Below are 20,353 nucleotides of genomic sequence, written 5' to 3' on the forward strand. Positions count from 1 at the left end.
CGGTGAACTCTCAGCCCATGAACTTCACGTCGGTGATCGCCTGCTTGTAGCCAGGGTCGCTGTACTGATCGCCGTTGGCCTTGGGCACATCCGTGAGCCACACGAGAACGTACCGGGTCTTCACCGACTTCTTGGCGGAGATCTTGAGTTCCGTCCCGGTGGTCCCGTTGGTGGCGATCTTCGTCATGGAGCTGAGCGGAGCGGACGACGACAAGGAGTCGGCCGCGTAGAGCGTGGCCGTCGTGCGATCGCCGGGGTAGTACAGCCCTATCGAGGCCGCTGACACCTCCTGGGCCGAGCCGAGGTCGTAGACGATGCCGACGCCCTGCTTGTACGGAGCCAGGGTGGGCCCGCCCTTGAAGGAGTAGGTCCGCCAGTATGTCGACCCGCTGCTGTCGTAGGTCAGGCCCACATCGCTCGGGTGCTGAGCCTTCCCGTCCGGGTAGTACTCCGCGGCGCCCTTGATGCTGAGCGTCGTGACGGGCTTGGCCTTGTCGGTGCCCTTGTCGTTGCCGTCGCTCGTCTGGGTCGAGTCCGGCTCGCTGGACTGGCTGCCGCCGCCCACGAGCGCGTCGGCCAGCTGCCAGCTGCCGAGACCGAGCGCGGCGATCAGCAGTGCCGAGACGGCCCACTTGAGGGCCTTGCCGGTCCTGCTCTGCAGCGGGGGAGGCGGTGTCTGTAGGGGCTGCGTGATGCCGGCGTGGGGGGACGGACGACCGTAGGTCCCCTGCTGGTACGACGTGTGCTGGTACTCGGGGGGCGCGGTGAAGGCGGGCTCCGGCGGGCGGATGCGGGGCATCTCGCCGATGGCCTTCACCAGTTCCTCCGGGGTGGTGCACGGAGACTCATGGCGGGAGGCCGTGGCACCGTCGTTGGCGAGGGCCCGCATGGCCAGCTCCGACAGTCCCCGGTGGACGCCCGCACGGACCTGGTCGGGCGCGATGAGCCCGATGTCCTTGGGGAGTCCGGAGAGGCCGTGTGCGTCGTTCTCGTACGGCCAGCGCTGGGTGAGTGCCGCGTACAACAGCGCGCCGATCGCCTCGGTGTCCGTGCGCTGCGGGGTGTCCGAGCTGATGCCGCGCAGGGCGGCGTTGACCGCGAGACCACGAATGCGCCACTGGCCGGCGGCGGAGCGCAGCACGGCACTCGGGTTGAGCCGCAGATGTGAGAGACCTTCCCGGTGCGCGGCGGCCATGGCATGGGAGATCTGCGTGACCATCTGGTACGCGTCGTGCGGCTCCAGCGGACCGGAGGCCAGCAGCGTCGTCAGTTCCGTGGCGTCGGGCAGCCATTCGTGCACCACGTACACGAGGTCGTTCTCCTCGACCGCGTCAAGCACCTGGACGAAGCGGGGATCACCCAGCAGCGCCGAGGAGCGGGCCGCCGCCAGCACGGAACGAGCGCGCGCGTGGTCGGCGGGCAGCACATGCACCCCGACCGCGCGGCGCAGTTTCTCGTCCACGGCACGCCAACTGCTGAAACCGTCCAGACGGGTGACGCACTCTTCGAGGCGGTAGCGCCTGGCGAGCTTGTGACCGCTGTGCAGTTCGGGCGGTGTCGTCTTGGAGGGGCTCTCGATGCCGCCGCTCCCCTGGGCCTCTTCGCTCGCCGAGCTTTCCGTGTCCCGCTCCCGGTTCTGGGCCTCCCCGTCGGCCGTGGACTGGTCCGCTTGTGCGGTCAGCGGCTCGTCGCCGCTGTTGTCTGCCACGTCGACGGCAGCCGTGCTCCGTTCCGCCACCGTCGTCCCTGCCTCCCCATCCGTTGAGCGTTCCAAGACGCCAAAGCCAATTGTGCCCACAGTCCGCCGCTATGAGCGACACGCGTCGGCGGACGATGGTTGTGCGCCTACCCCAGCCTCAGCGCCCCAGCCGTCCGCGGACCATACCGACCATCGAGTTGAGCTCTTCGATGCGCATGCGTCGCGCGGCGACGTAGAAGACACCGAGCAGAACGATTCCTCCGCCGGCGAGGGCGAGCATCGAGCCGCCGACGCCCTGTCCCAGGGCCCGGCTGATGCCGTAGCAGGCCGCACCACTGAGCAGTGCCGCGGGCAGCGAGGCGATCGACAGGCGCGCGTACGTGCGCATGACCCTGGAGCCGTCCAGGTCCCCGCCCAGCCGCTTCTTGAGGCGTCGCCAGGCCACGCCGACACCGATCATGTAGGCGAGACCGTACGCGGCGGCCATGCCGACCACGGCCCAGCGGGCCGGGATCACGAAGAAGCAGATCGCCGAGGCGCTCGCGTTGACGGCGGCCACGATGACCGTGTTGTAGAAGGGCGTCCGGGTGTCCTCGTACGCGTAGAAGGCGCGGAGGACGACGTACTGCACGGAGTACGGGATCAGGCCGAGCCCGAAGGCCATCAGCATGAAGCCCATGTTCGTCGCCGCGCCCGTACCGGACGAACCGAAGATCAGCGTGCACATCGGGATGCCCAGCGAGACGAAGCCGAAGGCGATCGGCACGATGGCGACCGCCGTAGTGCGCAGGCCCTGTGAGATGTCGTCACGCACCGCGCCGGCGTCGTCCTCGGCCGCCGAGCGCGAGATGCGGGGCAGGAGGGCGGCCATGAGCGAGACGGTGATGATGGCCTGCGGGAGGCCCCAGATGAGCTGGGCGTTGGCGTAGGCGCTGAAACCTGTTCCGGCGATCCTCGTCTCGGTGACCGCTGCGGTCGCCAGCTGAGTCACCACGAGGGCGCCCGCCTGGTTGGCGAGCACGAACAGGATCGTCCACTTGGCGAGCATCGCGGCCTTGCCGAGACCGTGCCCCTTCCAGTCGAAGCGAAGCCTCGGCCGGAAGCCGGTTTCCCGCAGGTACGGGATCATGGCCAGGGCCTGGACCACGAGGCCCAGGAGAATGCCGATGCCGAGCAGTCGCTCCCCCTCCGGGGGAATGGTCTCGACCGTCATGTGCGAGTTGGCGGCGCTGCCGTAGACCCAGAGGAACGCGCCGAGAGTGACGATGATGACGATGTTGTTGAGGACCGGGGTCCACATCATCGCGCCGAAGCGTCCACGGGCGTTGAGGATCTGCCCCATCACCACGTGAATGCCCATGAAGAAGATCGAGGGCAGGAAGTACCGGGTGAAGGTGACCGCGACGTCGTTGGCTTCGGGGTTCGTGGCGAGTGGGGTCGACAACGCCCTGACGAGCAGTGGGGCGGCGAACATGGCCAGCGCGGTGAGGAGACCGAGGATCACCATGACCAGCGTCAGCAGCCTATTGGCGTACGCCTCTCCGCCGTCATCGTCCTCCTTCATGGCCCGCACGAGCTGGGGCACGAAGACGGAGTTGAGACCACCGCCGACGGTGAGGATGTAGATCATCGTCGGCAGCTGATAGGCCACCTGGAAGGACTCACCGAGAAGGCTGAGACCCAGCGCCGAGACGATCATCGCCGAGCGGATGAATCCCGTCAGGCGCGAGACCATGGTGCCCGCCGCCATGACGGCGCTCGACTTCAGCAGGCCCGAGGCCCGCCCGCCCTTCTTCGCGGCAGGCGCCGGTGTGGGCACGGGCGCGGGCTCCTCGCGGGCCGGACGGCCCACCTCGGGGCCGGGGGCCGGGGTCGGCCCGGGAACGGAGGGCTGCCCCACAGGGGAGCCGCCCTGCTGCTGGTCACGGAAGAGATGGGCGAAGGCGTCCGGCTCGTGGCGCTCCTCACCCGCCTGCGTCACCAGGTCGTCCACGCCGACGAACTGCGTGGTCCGGGCGTCGTCGCCGTATGGCAGATGCCGGGTCGGCCCCTCGGGCTCGGGCGCCGGAGTCTGGGCCCACACACGAGGGTCGGGCGCGTACTGCGGTGCCGACGGCTGCGCGTAGAGCGGCTGCTGCGGCTGGTAGGTGCCCGGAGCCGGCGGCGGGTGGGCGGCCCGGTCGTAGAGCGCCTCGGCCACCGGGTCCTGGGCGGCGAGGTCCCGTGCGCGGTAGGGGTCCTGGTCGTAGGCGTCCTGGAGGTACATGTCCGCGGGGGGCTGCGGCGGCACCTGGCCCGGCCCGGGCAGCGGGCCGTCGGGATACCCCGAGTCGGCCGCGCCCTGGCCGCGGTCACCGTCGTACGGCGCGTTCATGCTTACCCCACCTCATCGTCCCCGGGCCAACCGGCCACGACAATCGCTCAACGGTCCACTCTCTCACCCGTGCCGGACGGGTCGGCGCTTTCCGGAGCGGTGTCCGGTGCCGGGTCACTCGGGTGCTCCGGCTCGTCAGTCCCCGACTTCGCCGGGTCCTTCTCCTCGGCAGTGTGTACGACTGAGGCCGCCTCGGTGTTCGCTTCGCCGTCCTTCCGGGCGCTCTCCGAGTCCTCGCCGTCCGTCGGGGTTCCCTCCGCCGCCAGCCGGGCGGCGGCGCGCTTGCGCTGGGTGTACATCCGGAAACCGGCGAGGACGAGGAGCAGGACGCCACCGGCGATGACCAGCATCACCGTGGGGGTGATCTCGGTGACGTTCACCGTGAACCTGACCTCGTCACCATACTTCTCGCCGTCCACGGTGTAGAGCTGGGCGACGACGGTGACCGGCCCGTTGGCCTCGGCGTTGGTGGTGAACTTCACCGACTCGCTGTGTCCGCCGGAGATGTCGACGGACCGCTCGTCGAAGTCCGTGTCACCGATCTTCAGGCGCTTCGGCGCATTGGACGTGAGGCGCAGCGTCAGGTTGTCGACGCCCTGCACGAGGTTGTTCTGCACAGTCACGGGGATCGTCGCGCTGCGGCCCGAGAGCTTCGTCTCGGACTTCTCGATCAACCGCACCTGCTCGGTGAGCGAGTTGAGGTGCGTCTGGACGCCGTTGCGGTAGACCGCCGCGTCCATGGACCGGCCTCGCCAGGAGGTGGACATCTCCCGGTCCATGGTCCTGCCGAACGGCGTGACCACTCGGGACTGGTCGGAGAGGATCACCTTGAAGCGGTCGAGGTCGGTCTGGGTGGTCCGGATCTCCTCGAAAGCGGACTTCGGCAGCGCCTGCTTCCGCAGCGACGAGGGGTAGGCCGAGGCCGACGGGATCTTGGTGCTGGCGTTCGGATCGGGCTTGGCCGCGGCCGCCGCCGAGAGGTCCTGTGTCTGCGACCAGTTACCGCCCTCGAGCGCGGTGAGAGCCTGCGCCATGGTCTGTGCCTGGCTCGCCGTCGGCATGCGCTGCGGAGCGATCACGATGCTGCGCTGCTTGCCGTTCTGCAGGTCCGTGGTCAGGCTCTGGGCGAGGAAGCGCTGCACGGCCAGTGTGGAGCTCTCGGCCTTCGTCATGTCGCCCTGGAAGGCCGTCGACAACCGGGCGTCCGCGACCACCGCGGTGGTACCGCCGCCGATGGGCCGGGCCGCGCTGGGCGTGTAGGACAGGCTGCTGCTCTCCCGCAGGCTGTCACTGCGGGCGATCACCTTGTCGGCGCCCGCCGAGATGGCGACCTTGACGATCGACGGGTCGACGGCGCCGTTCACGGGCCAGGCGAAGTCCGTCTCCGGCTTCACCCGGAGGATGTTCTGGACCGTGTCGGAGGCCACATCGGTGGCGTCCTTCAGCCGGCTGAGCGAGCCGGTGATCGTCTTTCCGTTGTGGGCCAGGGCCGCGAGATCCGGATCGGCGAAGGGCAGAGCGATCACCTCCTCGCCCTGAACCGCGGTCTCCAGCTCGGCCAGCCACTCCTTGGCGACAGCCTGGTTCTTGCCCGCGACGGTCGTGCCCCCGCTACGGACCTGGTAGACGCCCGTCATCGCGACGACCGATGCCAGCAGGTCCGGATCGATCACCCAGGTGACGTCCAGGTCCTTGCCCAGCGTGAGCATCTGCTCCAGGCGTCCGCCCGCGGAGATCTCCTTGGCCAGCTCGGCGTCGAGGAAGACGGGCGTCTGCTGTTCGCCCGGACCGGTCTCGGCCGTCAGATGAGTGGTGGAGACCAGCGGCCAGAGGTAGGTCGTCCTCGTTCTGGTGCCCGCCTCGTCGGGCTGCCACGGCAGGAACGTGCGCTGGATGCCGAGGACCTGGTCGTACTGAGCGGCGCCGGTCCTGCCCGAGAGCGAGACCCCCAGCTGATAGACACCGTCCGAGCCGAGGTCCAGCTCCTTGACGGGCACCGAGATGGTGAAGGGCTGGGCCACCCCTGAGGCGAGCGCGGAGAACTTCTCCACGTACTTGCCCCCGACCTCCGGCCCGTCGGCGTACTGGTCGAAGCCGGTGCGCTTGGCCGCGTCGTCGATGGACGAGCGGCCCGTCACGGCGGCCGGGGCCACGCGCAGGCCCACATGCGCGTCCGTGACGGTCTGCTTGCCCTTGTTCGTCACCGTGCCCGAGACGGTGACGGTGTCGCCGTCCGTCGGCAGGCTCGGGCTGAGCGAGTCGAGGGAGACCTCGACGGTGTTCGACCCCGTGGCCTCGGCCAGGGAGACCTTCGGGGCCGCCTGCGCCGACGGGGGCGCGGGCAGCTGGAACAGGCCGGCCAGCAGGGGCGCCCCGGCGAGGAGGGCGCCGGTGCGCAGCATCCACCGGCGGGCAGGTGAGGGACTCGTCCCCTGGAAGTCTGCCGCCTCGGCCACGCGCTCGCCCGTCCCTCGTCGTCGTCAGTGGTCGTCGGAATGTGCGTCCACGCATGGTAACGAGGTGCGCTGAGGGGAAGTGCCGCGGTCCGCTCCACAAGATCGGGGAACGAGGCCGGGCTGTCCCCGTATGTGCACGTATCAAGGGGGCGTGTGAGGGGGGCACCTGCGCGAAGTCCTTGTGCACGTTCAATGGAGGCGACCGCGGCCACCGGCGCCCCGTACCCTTTTCAGTTGTGCCGAACGCCAACGAAGACATCAGTGCCCTGAGCCAGGTGCAGCACCGCGCGGTGAGTGAACTGCTGCGGGTCTCCCCTGTCGCCGACGACCTCGCTCGCCGCTTCCAGGAGGCCGGGTTCGCGCTCGCCCTGGTCGGTGGTTCGGTCAGGGACGCGCTGCTGGGGCGGCTCGGCAACGACCTGGACTTCACGACGGACGCCCGCCCCGAGGACGTGCTGAGGATCGTGCGGCCCTGGGCGGACGCCGTCTGGGAGGTCGGGATCGCCTTCGGCACGGTGGGTGCGCAGAAGGACGGCTACCAGATCGAGGTCACGACCTACCGTTCCGAGGCGTACGACCGGACCTCGCGCAAGCCCGAGGTGTCGTACGGCGACTCGATCGAGGACGATCTCGTACGCCGTGACTTCACCGTGAACGCGATGGCGGTGGCCCTGCCCGAGAAGGAGTTCATCGACCCCCACGGCGGGCTGGAGGACCTCTCGGCGCGCGTTCTGCGCACTCCCGGCACACCCGAGGCGTCGTTCTCCGACGACCCGCTGCGCATGATGCGGGCCGCGCGTTTCGCCGCCCAGCTGGGCTTCGAGGTGGCTCCCGAGGTCGTCTCGGCGATGGGCGACATGGCCGGCCGTCTCGACATCGTTTCGGCGGAGCGGGTGCGGGACGAGCTGAACAAGTTGGTCCTGTCCGCTCACCCCCGTGAGGGCCTGACCCTCCTGGTCGACACCGGTCTCGCCGAGCACGTCCTGCCCGAGCTGCCGGCGCTGCGGCTGGAACGTGACGAGCATCATCGGCACAAGGACGTCTACGACCACACACTGATCGTTCTGGAGCAGGCGATCGCGCTGGAGGAGAGCGGACCGGACCTCACGCTGCGGCTCGCCGCGCTGCTGCACGACATCGGCAAGCCCCGCACTCGTCGTTTCGAGAAGGACGGCCGGGTCTCCTTCCACCACCACGAGGTGGTGGGCGCCAAGATGACCAAGAAGCGCATGACCGCCCTCAAGTACTCCAACGACCTCGTCAAGGACGTCTCGCGGTTGGTGGAACTCCACCTGCGCTTCCACGGATACGGCACCGGCGAGTGGACGGACTCCGCTGTCCGTCGCTATGTGCGTGACGCGGGCCCGCTCCTGGACCGCCTTCACAAACTGACCCGCTCCGACTGCACCACACGGAACAAGCGCAAGGCGAACGCTCTCTCCCGGGCGTACGACGGCCTGGAGGCGCGCATCGCCGAGCTTCAGGAGCAGGAGGAACTGGACGCCATCCGCCCGGATCTCGACGGCAACCAGATCATGGAGATTCTGGGCGTTGGGCCTGGCCCGGTGATCGGGCAGGCGTACAAGTTCCTGCTGGAGCTGCGTCTGGAGAACGGGCCGATGGAACACGACGAGGCCGTGACAGCACTCAAGGAGTGGTGGGCTCAGACGTCGCAGGTCTCCTGACGGCAGCCAGTCGGTCCTCTCGGCCGGCATCGACGCGACGGCGATGTTTCACGTGAAACAGAGAGCGATGTTTCACGTGAAACATCGCCGTCGCCGTATCAGCTCCGCCGGGCCCCGCCGAAGCGGGCCATGGCCGCAGCGATCACTCCGTAGATCACCGCCACGGTGACCACCAGGGCGGCAGAGCGGCCGTCCGGCGGGAGCATCAGAGCGGCCACGGCAGCGGCGCCGACGAAGGCGACGTTGAACAGGACGTCGTAGAGGGAGAAGATCCGGCCCCGGTAGCCGTCCTCGATGGAGGACTGGATGATCGTGTCCGTCGAGATCTTCGCTCCCTGCGTGACCAGACCCAGGACGAACGCCGCGATCAGTAGGGGCACCTCTGTGAACGGCAGGCCGAGCGCCGGCTCCAGCACGGCGGCGGCCGCGGAGCAGGTGACGATCCAGAGGCCGGGGCCCAGGCGCCTCGCGGCCCAGGGGGTGATCACCGCCGCGGTGAAGAATCCCGCTCCCGAGATGCCGACGGCGAGACCGAGGAGGGCCAGCCCTTCATCGGAGTCGGACACCCCCGAGCTGTCGGACGACCAGGCGTAGCGGCAGAGCATGAGCACCATGACGGTCAGAGCGCCGTAGCAGAACCGCATCAGCGTCATCGAGGCCAGCGCCCAGGCAGCCGCCCGCCGTCCCGGCTCGGCGAGATGTCGTACGCCCGCTGCCAGACCCCGTGCGGTGCCGGCGAGGGCGGCACCCAGTCGTGGCTGCACCAGCTCGGGGTCCGGGCCGAGCAGTTCCCGGGCGATACGCAGGGAGGCCAGTGCGGCACAGAGGTAGAGACACGCGCCCAGGAGGACCACTGCGGCGTCGGAGTCCGACGCCACGAGCCGTACGACGAAGGCGAGTCCGCCGCCCGCGGTCGCCGCCAGCGTCCCGGCTGTCGGTGAGAGCGAGTTGGCGATCACCAGGCGGTCGGCGTCCACCACACGGGGCAGCGAGGCGGAGAGGCCCGCCAGGACGAAGCGATTGACCGCCGTCACACACAGCGCGGAGGCGTAGAAGAGCCAGTCGGGCACATGGCTCAGGATCAGGACGGCCGTCACCGATGCCAGCAGGGCGCGGAGGATGTTTCCGTACAGCAGGAGCTGGCGGCGTCGCCAGCGGTCGAGCAGGACGCCGGCGAACGGACCGACGAGGGAGTACGGGAGAAGGAGCACTGCCATCGCGGAGGCGATCGCGGCTGCCGACGTCTGCTTCTCCGGCGAGAAGACGACATAGGTGGCCAGCGCGACCTGGAAGACCCCGTCGGCTCCCTGGGACAGCAGCCGTACGGCCAGCAGATGCCGGAAGTCCCGGAAACGGAGCAGGACGCGCAGGTCGCGCACGACGGACATGGGGCACAGCCTCACATACGGGGAGGGCCCCCGGGCAGCTGCCCCAGGGACCCTCAATGGCCCGCTACGAACGCCTGATCAGCGCTCGACCTCGCCCTTGATGAACTTCTCGACGTTTTCTCGTGCCTGGTCGTCGAAGTACTGCACCGGCGGGGACTTCATGAAGTACGACGACGCCGACAGGATCGGGCCGCCGATGCCACGGTCCTTGGCGATCTTCGCGGCGCGCAGTGCGTCGATGATGACACCCGCGGAGTTCGGGGAGTCCCAGACCTCCAGCTTGTACTCCAGGTTCAGCGGGACGTCACCGAAGGCACGGCCTTCGAGACGGACATACGCCCACTTGCGGTCGTCGAGCCAGGCGACGTAGTCCGACGGGCCGATGTGGACGTTCTTCTCGCCGAGATCCCGGTCGGGGATCTGGGAGGTGACCGCCTGGGTCTTGGAGATCTTCTTGGACTCCAGGCGGTCGCGCTCCAGCATGTTCTTGAAGTCCATGTTGCCGCCGACGTTCAGCTGCATCGTGCGGTCCAGGACCACCCCACGGTCCTCGAACAGCTTCGCCATGACACGGTGCGTGATGGTGGCACCCACCTGCGACTTGATGTCGTCACCGACGATCGGGACGCCCGCCTCGGTGAACTTGTCCGCCCACTCCTTGGTGCCGGCGATGAAGACCGGGAGGGCGTTGACGAAGGCGACCTTGGCGTCGATGGCGCACTGGGCGTAGAACTTCGCCGCGTCCTCGGAACCGACGGGCAGGTAGCAGACGAGGACGTCGACCTGCTTGTCCTTGAGGATCTGGACCACGTCGACCGGGGCCTCGGCAGACTCCTCGATGGTCTCGCGGTAGTACTTGCCGAGACCGTCCAGCGTGTGGCCGCGCTGCACGGTCACACCGGTGCTCGGCACGTCACAGATCTTGATCGTGTTGTTCTCGGAGGCGCCGATGGCGTCCGCGAGGTCCAGCCCGACCTTCTTGGCGTCGACGTCGAAGGCGGCGACGAACTCGACGTCCCTGACGTGGTAGTCACCGAACTGCACGTGCATGAGGCCCGGGACCCTGGACGCCGGGTCGGCGTCCTTGTAGTACTCGACTCCCTGCACCAGCGACGCGGCGCAGTTGCCCACACCGACGACGGCTACGCGAACCGAACCCATTCCGGTTGCTCCCTGTGTGTACGAGTGAGGTCCTGGCAGGGACCTCACGTGGTGGTGTCGCCGGGCGCATCCGGCCCGGGGGTGTCCCCGGGCCGGGGCAGGGCGCCCGGCGCTCCCTCTGTGGTGTCGCGAGCGGGTTCTCCGTGGCCGGGGCCTTTCAGGTCCCGGCCCGCCCGCTCGCTTTCGATGAGCTCGTTCAGCCAGCGCACTTCGCGCTCCACGGACTCCATCCCGTGGCGCTGGAGCTCGAGCGTGTAGTCGTCGAGGCGCTCGCGGGTGCGTGTCAGCGAGACACGCATTTTCTCCAGCCGTTCCTCCAAACGGCTACGACGGCCCTCCAGGACGCGCATGCGCACATCGCGGGAGGTCTGCCCGAAGAACGCGAAGCGAGCGGCGAAGTGCTCGTCCTCATAGGCGTCGGGCCCCGTCTGCGAGAGCAGCTCCTCGAAGTGCTCCTTACCTTCCGCCGTCAACCGGTAGACGATCTTGGCGCGGCGACCCGTGAGCGGGGCGGCGGCAGCATCTTCCGGGGTACCACCCGACTCCTCGATCAACCAGCCGTTGGCGACCAGCGTCTTGAGGCAGGGGTAGAGCGTCCCGTAGCTGAACGCCCGGAACACACCCAACGACGTGTTGAGTCGTTTGCGCAGCTCATAGCCGTGCATCGGGGCTTCGCGGAGCAGACCGAGGACGGCGAACTCGAGTATCCCGGAGCGCCGGCTCATCGTCGCCTCCCGTCTTCCACTGGCCCTGTCGACACGATGTATGCCGAGCTGATGTATCGACTCGATACATCACGACGATAGAACGCCCCTACGGATGCGACAAGTGGGGATCCGGTGAACGGGGTCACATCACCAATTAGTAGGAAGCAAGTTGCCTGATTTGGGGTGAAGTTCGGTGCTCAGTGGGTTTTGGCGGTGCGTAGTCTGTGCGGCATGCACACCACTGGGAGCCGAGTGACGTTTGAGCACGTCGTCGTCCTGGGTGCGGTACGGATGAATGCCAGCACGACCACATCCGTACTTCGGGGGGACCGGAAACCAGCCGCCGTTTCCAGGCGCGCACGGGTGCGCCTGCCCGAGGAGTAGTCGTTCGATGAGCGAGCACCGTCGCAAACCGCCGCAGCCGCAGGGAGGCGGACGTGCCGCGGCCCGACGCGGCCAGTCGGCATCCTCCGGCCGCCGCGCGGCACCGCGGGGCGCCACCGGGTCACTTTCCGACACCTATGGTGCGGGAGGTGAGGAGTCCGCCTACGAGGGCCGCGCGGCGTCGCGACGTGCGGCGCAGAGAAGCACCGGCGCCGGTCCGGGCGGCGGCCGTCGCAGAGCGGCCGAGCCCGCGGGGCGCGGGCCGGGTCGTGGCCGAGGACGTGAAGCCCCGCCCGGCAAGCAGCGTTTTATCGACTATCCGCGCGCCGGCAGGTACGGAGCGATGCGGTGGGTGCCCTCGTGGCGCCAGGTGACAGGGCTGTTCATCGGGTTCTTCGGTTGCCTCGTGGCGGCGGCCGGCATCGGGTACGCGCTTGTGGCGGTACCCGACCCCGCTCAGGCCGCTACGGCGCAGAACAACGTCTACTACTGGTCGGACGGCTCGCAGATGGTCGCGACGGGTGGTGAGGTCAACCGTCAGATCATCGCGTACGAGAAGATCCCCAAGGCGATGCGCTACGCCGTCATGTCGGCCGAGAACAAGACGTTCGAGACCGACAGCGGCGTCGACCCGATGGGCATCGCCCGCGCCGTCGTCAACATGGCCAAGGGCGGTCAGACGCAGGGTGGCTCGACCATCACCCAGCAGTACGTGAAGAACGCCATGCTCGACGACCAGTCGCAGACGCTGTCCCGGAAGGTGAAGGAACTCTTCATCTCGGTGAAGGTCGGCGCCTCCGTCGACAAGGACGAGATCATGCGCGGCTACCTGAACACGGCCTACTTCGGCCGTGGCGCCTATGGGCTCCAGGCGGCGGCCCGCACCTACTTCGACAAGAGCGCGGAGAAGCTCAACCCCAGCGAGTGCGCCTTCCTCGCCGCGGTGCTCAAGGGCGCGACGTACTACGACCCGGCCGGAGCGACAGCGATCGACCCGGCCGCCACGTCGGAGGCGAACACCAAGCGGGCCACGGAACGGTGGAGCTGGATCCTCAACGAGATGGTCAAGGACAACCATCTGTCCGCGGCCGAGAAGGCCAAGTACCCCAACTTCCCCAAGATCCAGCGTCCCCGCTCCAACGCACAGCTGGGCGGCCAGATCGGTTACCTGGTCGACACGGCCAAGGGCTACATCCTCAACAACACCAACATCACGCAGAAGCAGCTCGAGCAGGGCGGCTACGAGATCCACACGACCTTCGACAAGAGGAAGGTCAAGGAACTCGAGAAGGCCGTCACGAAGGTCCGCAAGGAGAACATCAAGCCGGACCTGCGCCCGAAGACCGACACCCATGTGCAGTTCGGTGGAGCGTCGGTGAACCCGAAGTCGGGCGCCATCGAGGCGATCTACGGTGGCGAGGACGCCACCAAGCACTTCACGAACAACGCCGACGTCACCGGCGCGCAGGTCGGCTCGGTGTTCAAGCCCTATGTCCTCGCGGCTGCCATGACCTGGGGCAAGCGGGACCCCGCCCTCGACCCCGACCAGGCGCAGGACGAGCGGACCATCGTCTCGCCGAAGAGTCTCTACAGCGGCAAGAACAACCTCAAGATCAGGGACTACAACGGCGACATCTGGACCAACGAAGAGGGCAAGGAGTGGCTGCAGGCCAACGACGGCGACGAGTCGTACGGCAGCCCGCCGAAGTACCAGATCGATCTCCGTGAGGCGATGCGGGTCTCGGCGAACTCCCCCTATGTCCAGCTGGGCATGGACGTCGGCCTGGACCGGGTGAAGGAGGCGGCCATGGAGGCAGGCCTCAAGGAAGGCAGCCTGACCGGCACGAGCTTCCCGTCCTTCTCGATCGGTATCTCGGACCCGAGCGCGATCCGCATGGCGGGTTCGTACGCGACCTTCGCCGCCAGCGGCAAGCAGAACGAGCCGTTCTCGGTCAAGAGTGTCGAGTACGAGGGGCTGACCAGGTTCAACCACGACGAAGTCGCCGATACCAAGCGGGCCTTCACGGCGGAGGTCGCCGACAACGTGACCGACGTCCTCAAGACCGTCGTCGACGAGGGAACCGGTACGTCGGCTCAGCTGACCGGCCGCGAGGTGGCGGGCAAGACCGGCACCACCGACGGCAACAAGTCGGCCTGGTTCGTCGGGTACACCCCGCAGTTGTCGACGGCGATCAGCATGTACCGCATGGACGACGACGAGTCGAACAAGAACCGCAAGTTCCTGGAGATGTACGGCACGGGTGGCCAGGAGACGATCCACGGTGCCTCCTTCCCGGCCGAGATCTGGCACGACTACATGGAGGACGCGCTCAAGGGTCAGCCGGCCGAGGACTTCCCGGAGCCGGAGCCGATCGGTGTCATCGTCAACGACGACCCGGACCCGACACCGACCCCGACGGTGACCGAGTCGGAGGAGGAGTCGCCCGAGCCGAGCCCGACGCCCAGCGAGAGCGAGATCCTGCCCTCGCCGACGCCCAGCGAGACCTGCCGCAACCCGTTCAACCCCACCTGTGAGGAGACCGGAGGCACCGACACCGGTGGCACGGACACCGGTGGAATCGACGGCGGAGTGACCGCGTCACCGTCCGAGTCGGAGGACGATTCGAGAGGCAACCAGAACGGGGGTCTCTTCGGAGGCAACGACGGGTAGCTCCACGCTCGGCAGAGGTGTTTCACGTGAAACATGGGCCACCGCACCGATCAGGTGCGGTGGCCCTCGCCATATCCCCTGCCCGTCCGGCGCGGGCGGCCGATGTTTCACGTGAAACACAGACCGTCGATACGACGGGATGCGGTGGTCCGCGGTCTATTCCTGGATGCGTACGGCAGGATGTGCGGCATGCCCAGTGCAGAGACGACGCGAGTGAGCACGGACGAGCCGGAGCCGGTGCGGCCCACCAGGGAGGACGAGGTCGCTTCGGCCGGCAGTGAGCTGATCGGCGGCCCGATCGGGCGCCGAGCGCTTCTCGGCACATCCTGGTGGACGCCGGTACGGGTCGTCGCGCTGGTGGCCATCGGCATGTTCGCGCTGGGCATGGTGCAGAAGCTGCCTTGCTACGACGGTGCCTGGTTCTTCGGAGCCAGCTCCCAGTACACGCACGCCTGCTACTCGGACATCCCGCATCTCTACCAGGGGCGTGGCTTCGCGGACGGCCTTGTGCCGTACTTCGACAAGATCCCCGGCGACATGGAGTACCTGGAGTACCCGGTACTGACCGGCCTGTTCATGGAGGTCGCCGCCTGGCTCACCCCGGGCAGCGGCAGCATCCAGGACCAGGAGCAGTGGTACTGGATGGTCAACGCCGGGATGCTGATGGTGTGCGCGGCGGTCATCGCGGTCTGCTGCGCTCGCATCCACCGCCGGCGTCCGTGGGACGGCCTTCTGGTGGCTCTGGCGCCCGCTTTCGCGCTGACCGCCACCATCAACTGGGACCTCCTCGCAGTGGCCCTGCTGGCCGCCGCGATGCTGATGTGGTCGCGCCGGCGACCCCTCGCCTTCGGCGTACTGATCGGGCTCGCCACGGCCGCCAAGTTCTACCCGTTCCTGGTGCTCGGACCGCTCTTCGTGCTGTGTTGGCGAGCGGGCAAGTGGCGCGCGTTCGCGACGGCGCTGCTCGGCGCTGTCGGGGCCTGGCTCGCCGTGAACCTTCCGGTGATGCTGCTGGCGTCCGACGGCTGGTCGAAGTTCTACCGCTTCAGCCAGGAGCGCGGTGTGGACTTCGGTTCCTTCTTCCTCGTCATCTCGCAGCGGTTGAACATCCAGATCACCGCCGAGACGGCGAACGCGTACGCGATGGTCTCGATGGTGCTGGTCTGCGCGGGCATCGTGGCCCTCACGCTCACCGCCCCGCGCCGCCCGCGTTTCGCGCAGCTGGCCTTCCTGATCGTCGCGGCCTTCATCCTCACCAACAAGGTCTACTCGCCGCAGTACGTGCTCTGGCTGGTCCCGCTCGCCGCCCTGGCCCGGCCCCGCTGGCGGGACTTCCTGATCTGGCAGGCCTGCGAGGTGGCGTACTTCCTCGGGATCTGGATGTACCTCGCGTACACGACCAGCGGTGACGCGCACAAGGGCCTGCCCGCCGAGGGCTACCAACTCGCCATCCTGGCTCACCTGTTGGGCACGCTCTACCTGTGCGTCGTCGTCGTGTGCGACATCTTCATGCCCGAGCGGGACACCGTGCGCAGAGCTGGTGACGACGACCCCTCCGGCGGAGTGCTCGACGGCGCGGAGGACGTCCATGTGTACGGCGCGGCAGCCCGTCCCCCGCGGCACGCGATGCCTTTCGAAGGGCCTCAGGTGGAATGGGGCAGCCGCGACCCGGGAGGTAGTTCGCTCTGAGCGAACAGGGCGGGGCGGGCAGCACCGGAACGACATGCGGAAGGCCGTACACGAGCTCTCGTGTACGGCCTTCCGCATTCGTCTCCGCGGGCTGATCCGCCGGGCCCCGGTTTTTCAACCCTGCGGGGCAGGGGCTCAGCGGTCGACGATCCGGTCGAACTGAGTGGTGGTGTGCCGCAGATGGGCCACCAGTTCCTCGCCGACCTTCGGCTCCGGGGCGTCCGAGGGCACGAAGAGGATCGACACCTGCATGTGCGGAGGCTCCGCGAACCAGCGCTGCTTGCCGCCCCAGACGAACGGAGAAAGGTTCCGGTTGACCGTGGCGAGGCCCGCCCGGGCGACGCCCTTGGCGCGCGGCATGACGCCGTGCAGTGCCTTCGGGGCCTCCAGTCCCACTCCGTGCGACGTACCGCCCGCCACGACCACCAGGAAGCCGTCGGAGGCCGCCTTCTGCTGCCGGTATCCGAAGCGGTCGCCTTTGGCGACGCGGGTGACGTCCAGGACGGCTCCGCGGTACTCGGTCGCGTCGTGGTCGCCCAGCCACAGTCGCGTGCCGATGCGGGCCCGGAAGCGGGTCTGCGGGAACTGCTGCTGGAGACGGATGAGGTCCTCGGACTTGAGGTGGCTGACGAACATGGTGTGCAGCGGCAGGCGGGCCGCGCGCAGCCGGTCCATCCAGCCGATGACCTCCTCGACGGCGTCCGAGCCGTCGGTGCGGTCCAGCGGCAGGTGGATGGCGAAGCCCTCCAGGCGCACGTTCTCGATGGCCGCGTGGAGCTGGGGCAGTTCCTGCTCGCTCACACCGTGCCGCTTCATCGAGGACATGACCTCGATGACGACACGGGCGCCCACGAGGCCGTACACGCCGTCGACCGACGACACGGAGCGGATGACGCGGTCGGGCAGGGGGACGGGCTCCTCAGCGCGCCGGTAGGGCGTCAGCACCAGCAGGTCGCCGCTGAACCAGTCCTTGATCCGGGCGGCCTCGTACGTGGTGCCGACGGCGAGGATGTCCGACCCGAGACGCGTGGCCTCTTCCGCCAGCTTCTCGTGCCCGAAGCCGTAGCCGTTGCCCTTGCAGACGGGGACGAGTCCCGGGAACTGCTCCTGAACGTGCTTGTGGTGCGCCCGCCAGCGCGCGGTGTCGACGTACAGCGTGAGCGCCATGGACGGTCCCGGAACCTTTCTCGTGGCTGCGGTGTATCAGAGGTATGGAAACAAAAACGGGGGCGTCAGCGGCGCGACATGTAGATGTCGAGCGCCTTGTGGAGCAGCTTGTTCAGCGGGAAGTCCCACTCGCCGAGGTATTCGGCGGCCTGTCCGCCCGTGCCCACCTTGAACTGGATCAGGCCGAAGAGGTGATCCGTCTCGTCCAGCGAGTCGGAGATGCCGCGCAGGTCGTAGACGGTCGCGCCGAGGGCGTAGGCGTCGCGCAGCATGCGCCACTGCATCGCGTTCGAGGGCCGGACCTCACGCCCGATGTTGTCCGAGGCACCGTAGGAGTACCAGACGTGTCCGCCGACGACGAGCATGGTCGCCGCGGACAGGTTCACGCCGTTGTGCCGGGCGAAGTAGAGCCGCATCCGGTTGGGGTCCTCGGTGTTGAGGGCCGTCCACATGCGCTGGAAGTACGACAGCGGCCGGGGCCGGAAGCGGTCCCGCACGGCCGTGATCTCGTACAGCCGCTGCCACTCCTCCAGGTCCTGGTAGCCACCCTGGACGACCTCGACACCGGCCTTCTCGGCCTTCTTGATGTTGCGGCGCCACAGCTGGTTGAAGTTCTTGTGGACCTCTTCCAGGGAGCGGTTGGCGAGAGGCACCTGGTAGACGTAGCGCGGCTGCACGTCACCGAAGCCGGCGCCGCCGTCCTCCCCCTGCTGCCAGCCCATGCGGCGCAGCTTGTCGGCAACCTCGAAGGCCCGGGGCTCGATGAAGTCGGCCTCGATGTCGCGCAGACGCTTCACGTCCGGGTTCTGGATGCCCGCCTTGATCGAGGTGGCCTCCCAGCGCCGGATGATCACCGGCGGGCCCATCTTCACCGAGAAGGCGCCCTGGTGCTTCAGATGCGCGAGCATCGGCTCCAGCCAGTCGGTGAGATTGGGCGCGAACCAGTTGATGACCGGGCCCTCGGGCAGGTAAGCGAGGTAGCGCTTGATCTTGGGCAGTTGGCGGTAGAGCACCAGGCCGGCGCCGACCATCTCGCCGGTCTTGTCGTCGAACCACCCGAGGCTTTCGGAGCGCCACTCGGCCTTGACGTCCGCCCAGGCCGGAACCTGCATGTGGCTAGCCGCGGGCAGGCTCTGGATGTATGCCAGATGCTGCTCACGGCTGATCGTCCTCAGGGTCAGGCTCATTCGGGGCGCTCCTCGGGCTGGTGTGTCCCCATGGGTACAGGGGCTCCGGCTCTCGCGCCGAAGCCTACTGCGCCCTGCGGGCGCCCCGAATGGCTGTATGGCACCTGGAGCCCGGCCAGTACGTGGTCAGGACGTCAGGTGGTGTTATTCGGCCGCTTGGTCCGATGTGAGACCACGGACGGCGTGGGGCACCGTCCGCCGACCGTTCGCCCGGCGCCGGGGGGTCAGCCGATGAGCCCGCCGAAAAGACCCCCGTGGGCCATGCCGAGGAAGAATCCGACGGCCGAGGCACCGAGACCCACGATCAGGCCGAAGCGCTCACGGGTCGTCTCCGAGATGAACTGTCCGTATGCGCCGGTCAGAATCCCCACCAGGCCCGTCCAGGAACTGAGCAGGTGCAGGTGGTGGAACAGCGCCGTGATGAACGAGACCGCCCCGAGTACGAGCGTCACGGCGAGCAGGGTGTCCTGCACGGGGTGGGGCTTGTCGTCGGTGGCGAACAGGGAGCCGGCGATGTTGGGTCGCAATGTCTGTGCCATGGGGCACCTCCTGCGGAAAACGGCGCATCGTAGCGCCATACACACCCGATGTGTACAGATTGACGGTCACCACCACCGGATTTCAACCGGAAGCGGGTGTGCGGGTAGTCTGTACCGTCTGCACCGGTGTCTGCCCAGGCCATGACAGGAACCCCTTCGCGGGGACCCGATTGTCAGTGGCTGCCGATACCGTTGCGTACGCATCACAACCCTCCTGCCACGGAACGACCGTGGCCGTTGAGTCCAAAGGAGGTGGGTTCTACATGCGTCACTACGAGGTGATGGTCATCCTCGACCCCGATCTGGAGGAGCGCGCCGTCGCCCCCCTGATCGAGAACTTCCTCTCCGTCGTCCGTGAGGGCAACGGAAAGGTCGAGAAGGTCGACACCTGGGGCCGTCGTCGTCTCTCGTACGAGATCAAGAAGAAGCCTGAGGGCATCTACTCGGTCATCGACCTGCAGGCCGAGCCTGCGGTCGTCAAGGAGCTCGACCGCCAGATGAACCTGAACGAGTCGGTCCTCCGGACCAAGGTCCTCCGCCCCGAGACCCACTGAGCTTCCCGCTCAGCTGATCTCGGGATTCGAGTAGCAGCAACCAAGCAGCCAGAGCAGCAAACCCGCCGAGAGGTTCCCCATGGCAGGCGAGACCGTCATCACGGTCGTCGGCAATCTTGTCGACGACCCCGAGCTGCGCTTCACCCCTTCCGGTGCGGCGGTCGCGAAGTTCCGTGTCGCGTCCACCCCCCGCACCTTCGACCGTCAGACCAACGAGTGGAAGGACGGCGAGAGCCTGTTCCTGACCTGCTCGGTCTGGCGTCAGGCGGCGGAGAACGTCGCCGAGTCGCTCCAGCGAGGCATGCGCGTCATCGTGCAGGGCCGGCTGAAGCAGCGGTCCTACGAGGACCGTGAGGGCGTCAAGCGCACGGTCTACGAGCTGGACGTCGAGGAAGTCGGCGCCAGCCTGCGCAGTGCCACGGCCAAGGTGACCAAGACCGCCGGAGGCGGCCGTGGTGGCCAGGGCAATTACGGCGGCGGTGGTGGCGGCGGCCAGGGTGGCGGCAGCTGGGGTGGAGGCCCCGGCGGCGGCCAGCAGGGCGGCGGCGCTCCCGCCGACGACCCGTGGGCCAGCGGCGCTCCCGCCGGCGGCAACCAGGGCGGCGGTGGCGGCGGCTGGGGCGGAAGCTCCGGCGGCGGCGGTGGCGGCTACTCGGACGAGCCCCCCTTCTAAGCCTGCGAGGCCGGAGCAC

14 protein-coding genes are annotated in these 20,353 nt (G+C 68.1%); 5 read left to right on the forward strand and 9 right to left on the reverse strand.

Translation table 11 applies throughout. The annotated features are described in order from the left end of the window. Nucleotides 1-10 precede the first annotated feature (10 nt). The 3 genes from ACZ52C_RS11745 to ACZ52C_RS11755 all read right to left on the reverse strand — a co-directional run bounded on the left by ACZ52C_RS11745 (nucleotide 11) and on the right by ACZ52C_RS11755 (nucleotide 6,529). Entirely contained in the window at nucleotides 11-1,738 is a 1,728-nt protein-coding gene (locus tag ACZ52C_RS11745; protein ID WP_469074548.1) for a protein kinase family protein, read from the reverse strand. 118 nt (nucleotides 1,739-1,856) lie between these two features. Next, entirely contained in the window at nucleotides 1,857-4,073 is a 2,217-nt protein-coding gene (gene murJ, locus ACZ52C_RS11750) for a murein biosynthesis integral membrane protein MurJ (protein WP_469074549.1), read from the reverse strand. Nucleotides 4,074-4,120: 47 nt separating this feature from the next. Beyond that, complete coding sequence (locus ACZ52C_RS11755; RefSeq protein ID WP_469074550.1) at nucleotides 4,121-6,529, reverse strand: DUF6049 family protein; 2,409 nt, start codon at nucleotides 6,527-6,529, stop codon at nucleotides 4,121-4,123. Nucleotides 6,530-6,765: 236 nt separating this feature from the next. On the opposite strand from ACZ52C_RS11755, the gene ACZ52C_RS11760 reads away from it, so the two are divergent. Next, nucleotides 6,766-8,214, forward strand: a complete 1,449-nt coding sequence (locus ACZ52C_RS11760) for a CCA tRNA nucleotidyltransferase (RefSeq protein ID WP_469074551.1) — start codon at nucleotides 6,766-6,768, stop codon at nucleotides 8,212-8,214. A gap of 98 nt (nucleotides 8,215-8,312) precedes the next feature. On the opposite strand, the gene ACZ52C_RS11765 is transcribed toward ACZ52C_RS11760, so the two are convergent. The 3 genes from ACZ52C_RS11765 to ACZ52C_RS11775 form a co-directional block, all read right to left on the reverse strand. Continuing rightward, on the reverse strand, nucleotides 8,313-9,602 hold the full coding sequence (locus ACZ52C_RS11765; RefSeq protein ID WP_469074552.1) for an MFS transporter: 1,290 nt from the start codon (nucleotides 9,600-9,602) through the stop codon (nucleotides 8,313-8,315). Between the two features lie 78 nt (nucleotides 9,603-9,680). Beyond that, on the reverse strand, nucleotides 9,681-10,763 hold the full coding sequence (locus ACZ52C_RS11770; RefSeq protein ID WP_469074553.1) for an inositol-3-phosphate synthase: 1,083 nt from the start codon (nucleotides 10,761-10,763) through the stop codon (nucleotides 9,681-9,683). 44 nt (nucleotides 10,764-10,807) lie between these two features. Then, nucleotides 10,808-11,488: a PadR family transcriptional regulator gene (locus tag ACZ52C_RS11775; protein ID WP_045558496.1), complete on the reverse strand. Its 681-nt coding sequence runs from the start codon at nucleotides 11,486-11,488 to the stop codon at nucleotides 10,808-10,810. 373 nt (nucleotides 11,489-11,861) lie between these two features. On the opposite strand from ACZ52C_RS11775, the gene ACZ52C_RS11780 reads away from it, so the two are divergent. Beyond that, nucleotides 11,862-14,525 (forward strand): transglycosylase domain-containing protein, encoded by a 2,664-nt coding sequence (locus tag ACZ52C_RS11780; protein ID WP_469074554.1) that lies wholly within the window; start codon nucleotides 11,862-11,864, stop codon nucleotides 14,523-14,525. Between the two features lie 180 nt (nucleotides 14,526-14,705). Further along, the gene (locus tag ACZ52C_RS11785; RefSeq protein ID WP_469074796.1) at nucleotides 14,706-16,214 is read left to right on the forward strand and encodes a glycosyltransferase family 87 protein; all 1,509 of its coding nucleotides are present in this window, start codon (nucleotides 14,706-14,708) and stop codon (nucleotides 16,212-16,214) included. Between the two features lie 135 nt (nucleotides 16,215-16,349). On the opposite strand, the gene ACZ52C_RS11790 is transcribed toward ACZ52C_RS11785, so the two are convergent. From ACZ52C_RS11790 to ACZ52C_RS11800, 3 genes are all read right to left on the reverse strand, one after another. Continuing rightward, complete coding sequence (locus tag ACZ52C_RS11790) at nucleotides 16,350-17,381, reverse strand: alanine racemase (RefSeq protein ID WP_469074555.1); 1,032 nt, start codon at nucleotides 17,379-17,381, stop codon at nucleotides 16,350-16,352. 65 nt (nucleotides 17,382-17,446) lie between these two features. After that, nucleotides 17,447-18,568: a peptidoglycan bridge formation glycyltransferase FemX gene (gene femX / locus ACZ52C_RS11795; protein ID WP_045558492.1), complete on the reverse strand. Its 1,122-nt coding sequence runs from the start codon at nucleotides 18,566-18,568 to the stop codon at nucleotides 17,447-17,449. A 224-nt stretch (nucleotides 18,569-18,792) separates the two neighbouring features. Continuing rightward, the gene (locus ACZ52C_RS11800) at nucleotides 18,793-19,107 is read right to left on the reverse strand and encodes a hypothetical protein (RefSeq protein WP_469074556.1); all 315 of its coding nucleotides are present in this window, start codon (nucleotides 19,105-19,107) and stop codon (nucleotides 18,793-18,795) included. 263 nt (nucleotides 19,108-19,370) lie between these two features. On the opposite strand from ACZ52C_RS11800, the gene rpsF reads away from it, so the two are divergent. Continuing rightward, entirely contained in the window at nucleotides 19,371-19,661 is a 291-nt protein-coding gene (gene rpsF, locus ACZ52C_RS11805; RefSeq protein WP_005482942.1) for a 30S ribosomal protein S6, read from the forward strand. Nucleotides 19,662-19,740: 79 nt separating this feature from the next. Next, nucleotides 19,741-20,334, forward strand: a complete 594-nt coding sequence (locus ACZ52C_RS11810) for a single-stranded DNA-binding protein (RefSeq protein ID WP_469074557.1) — start codon at nucleotides 19,741-19,743, stop codon at nucleotides 20,332-20,334. The last annotated feature ends 19 nt before the right edge of the window (nucleotides 20,335-20,353 follow it).

The sequence above is a fragment of the Streptomyces sp. NPDC034049 genome (assembly GCF_055575575.1).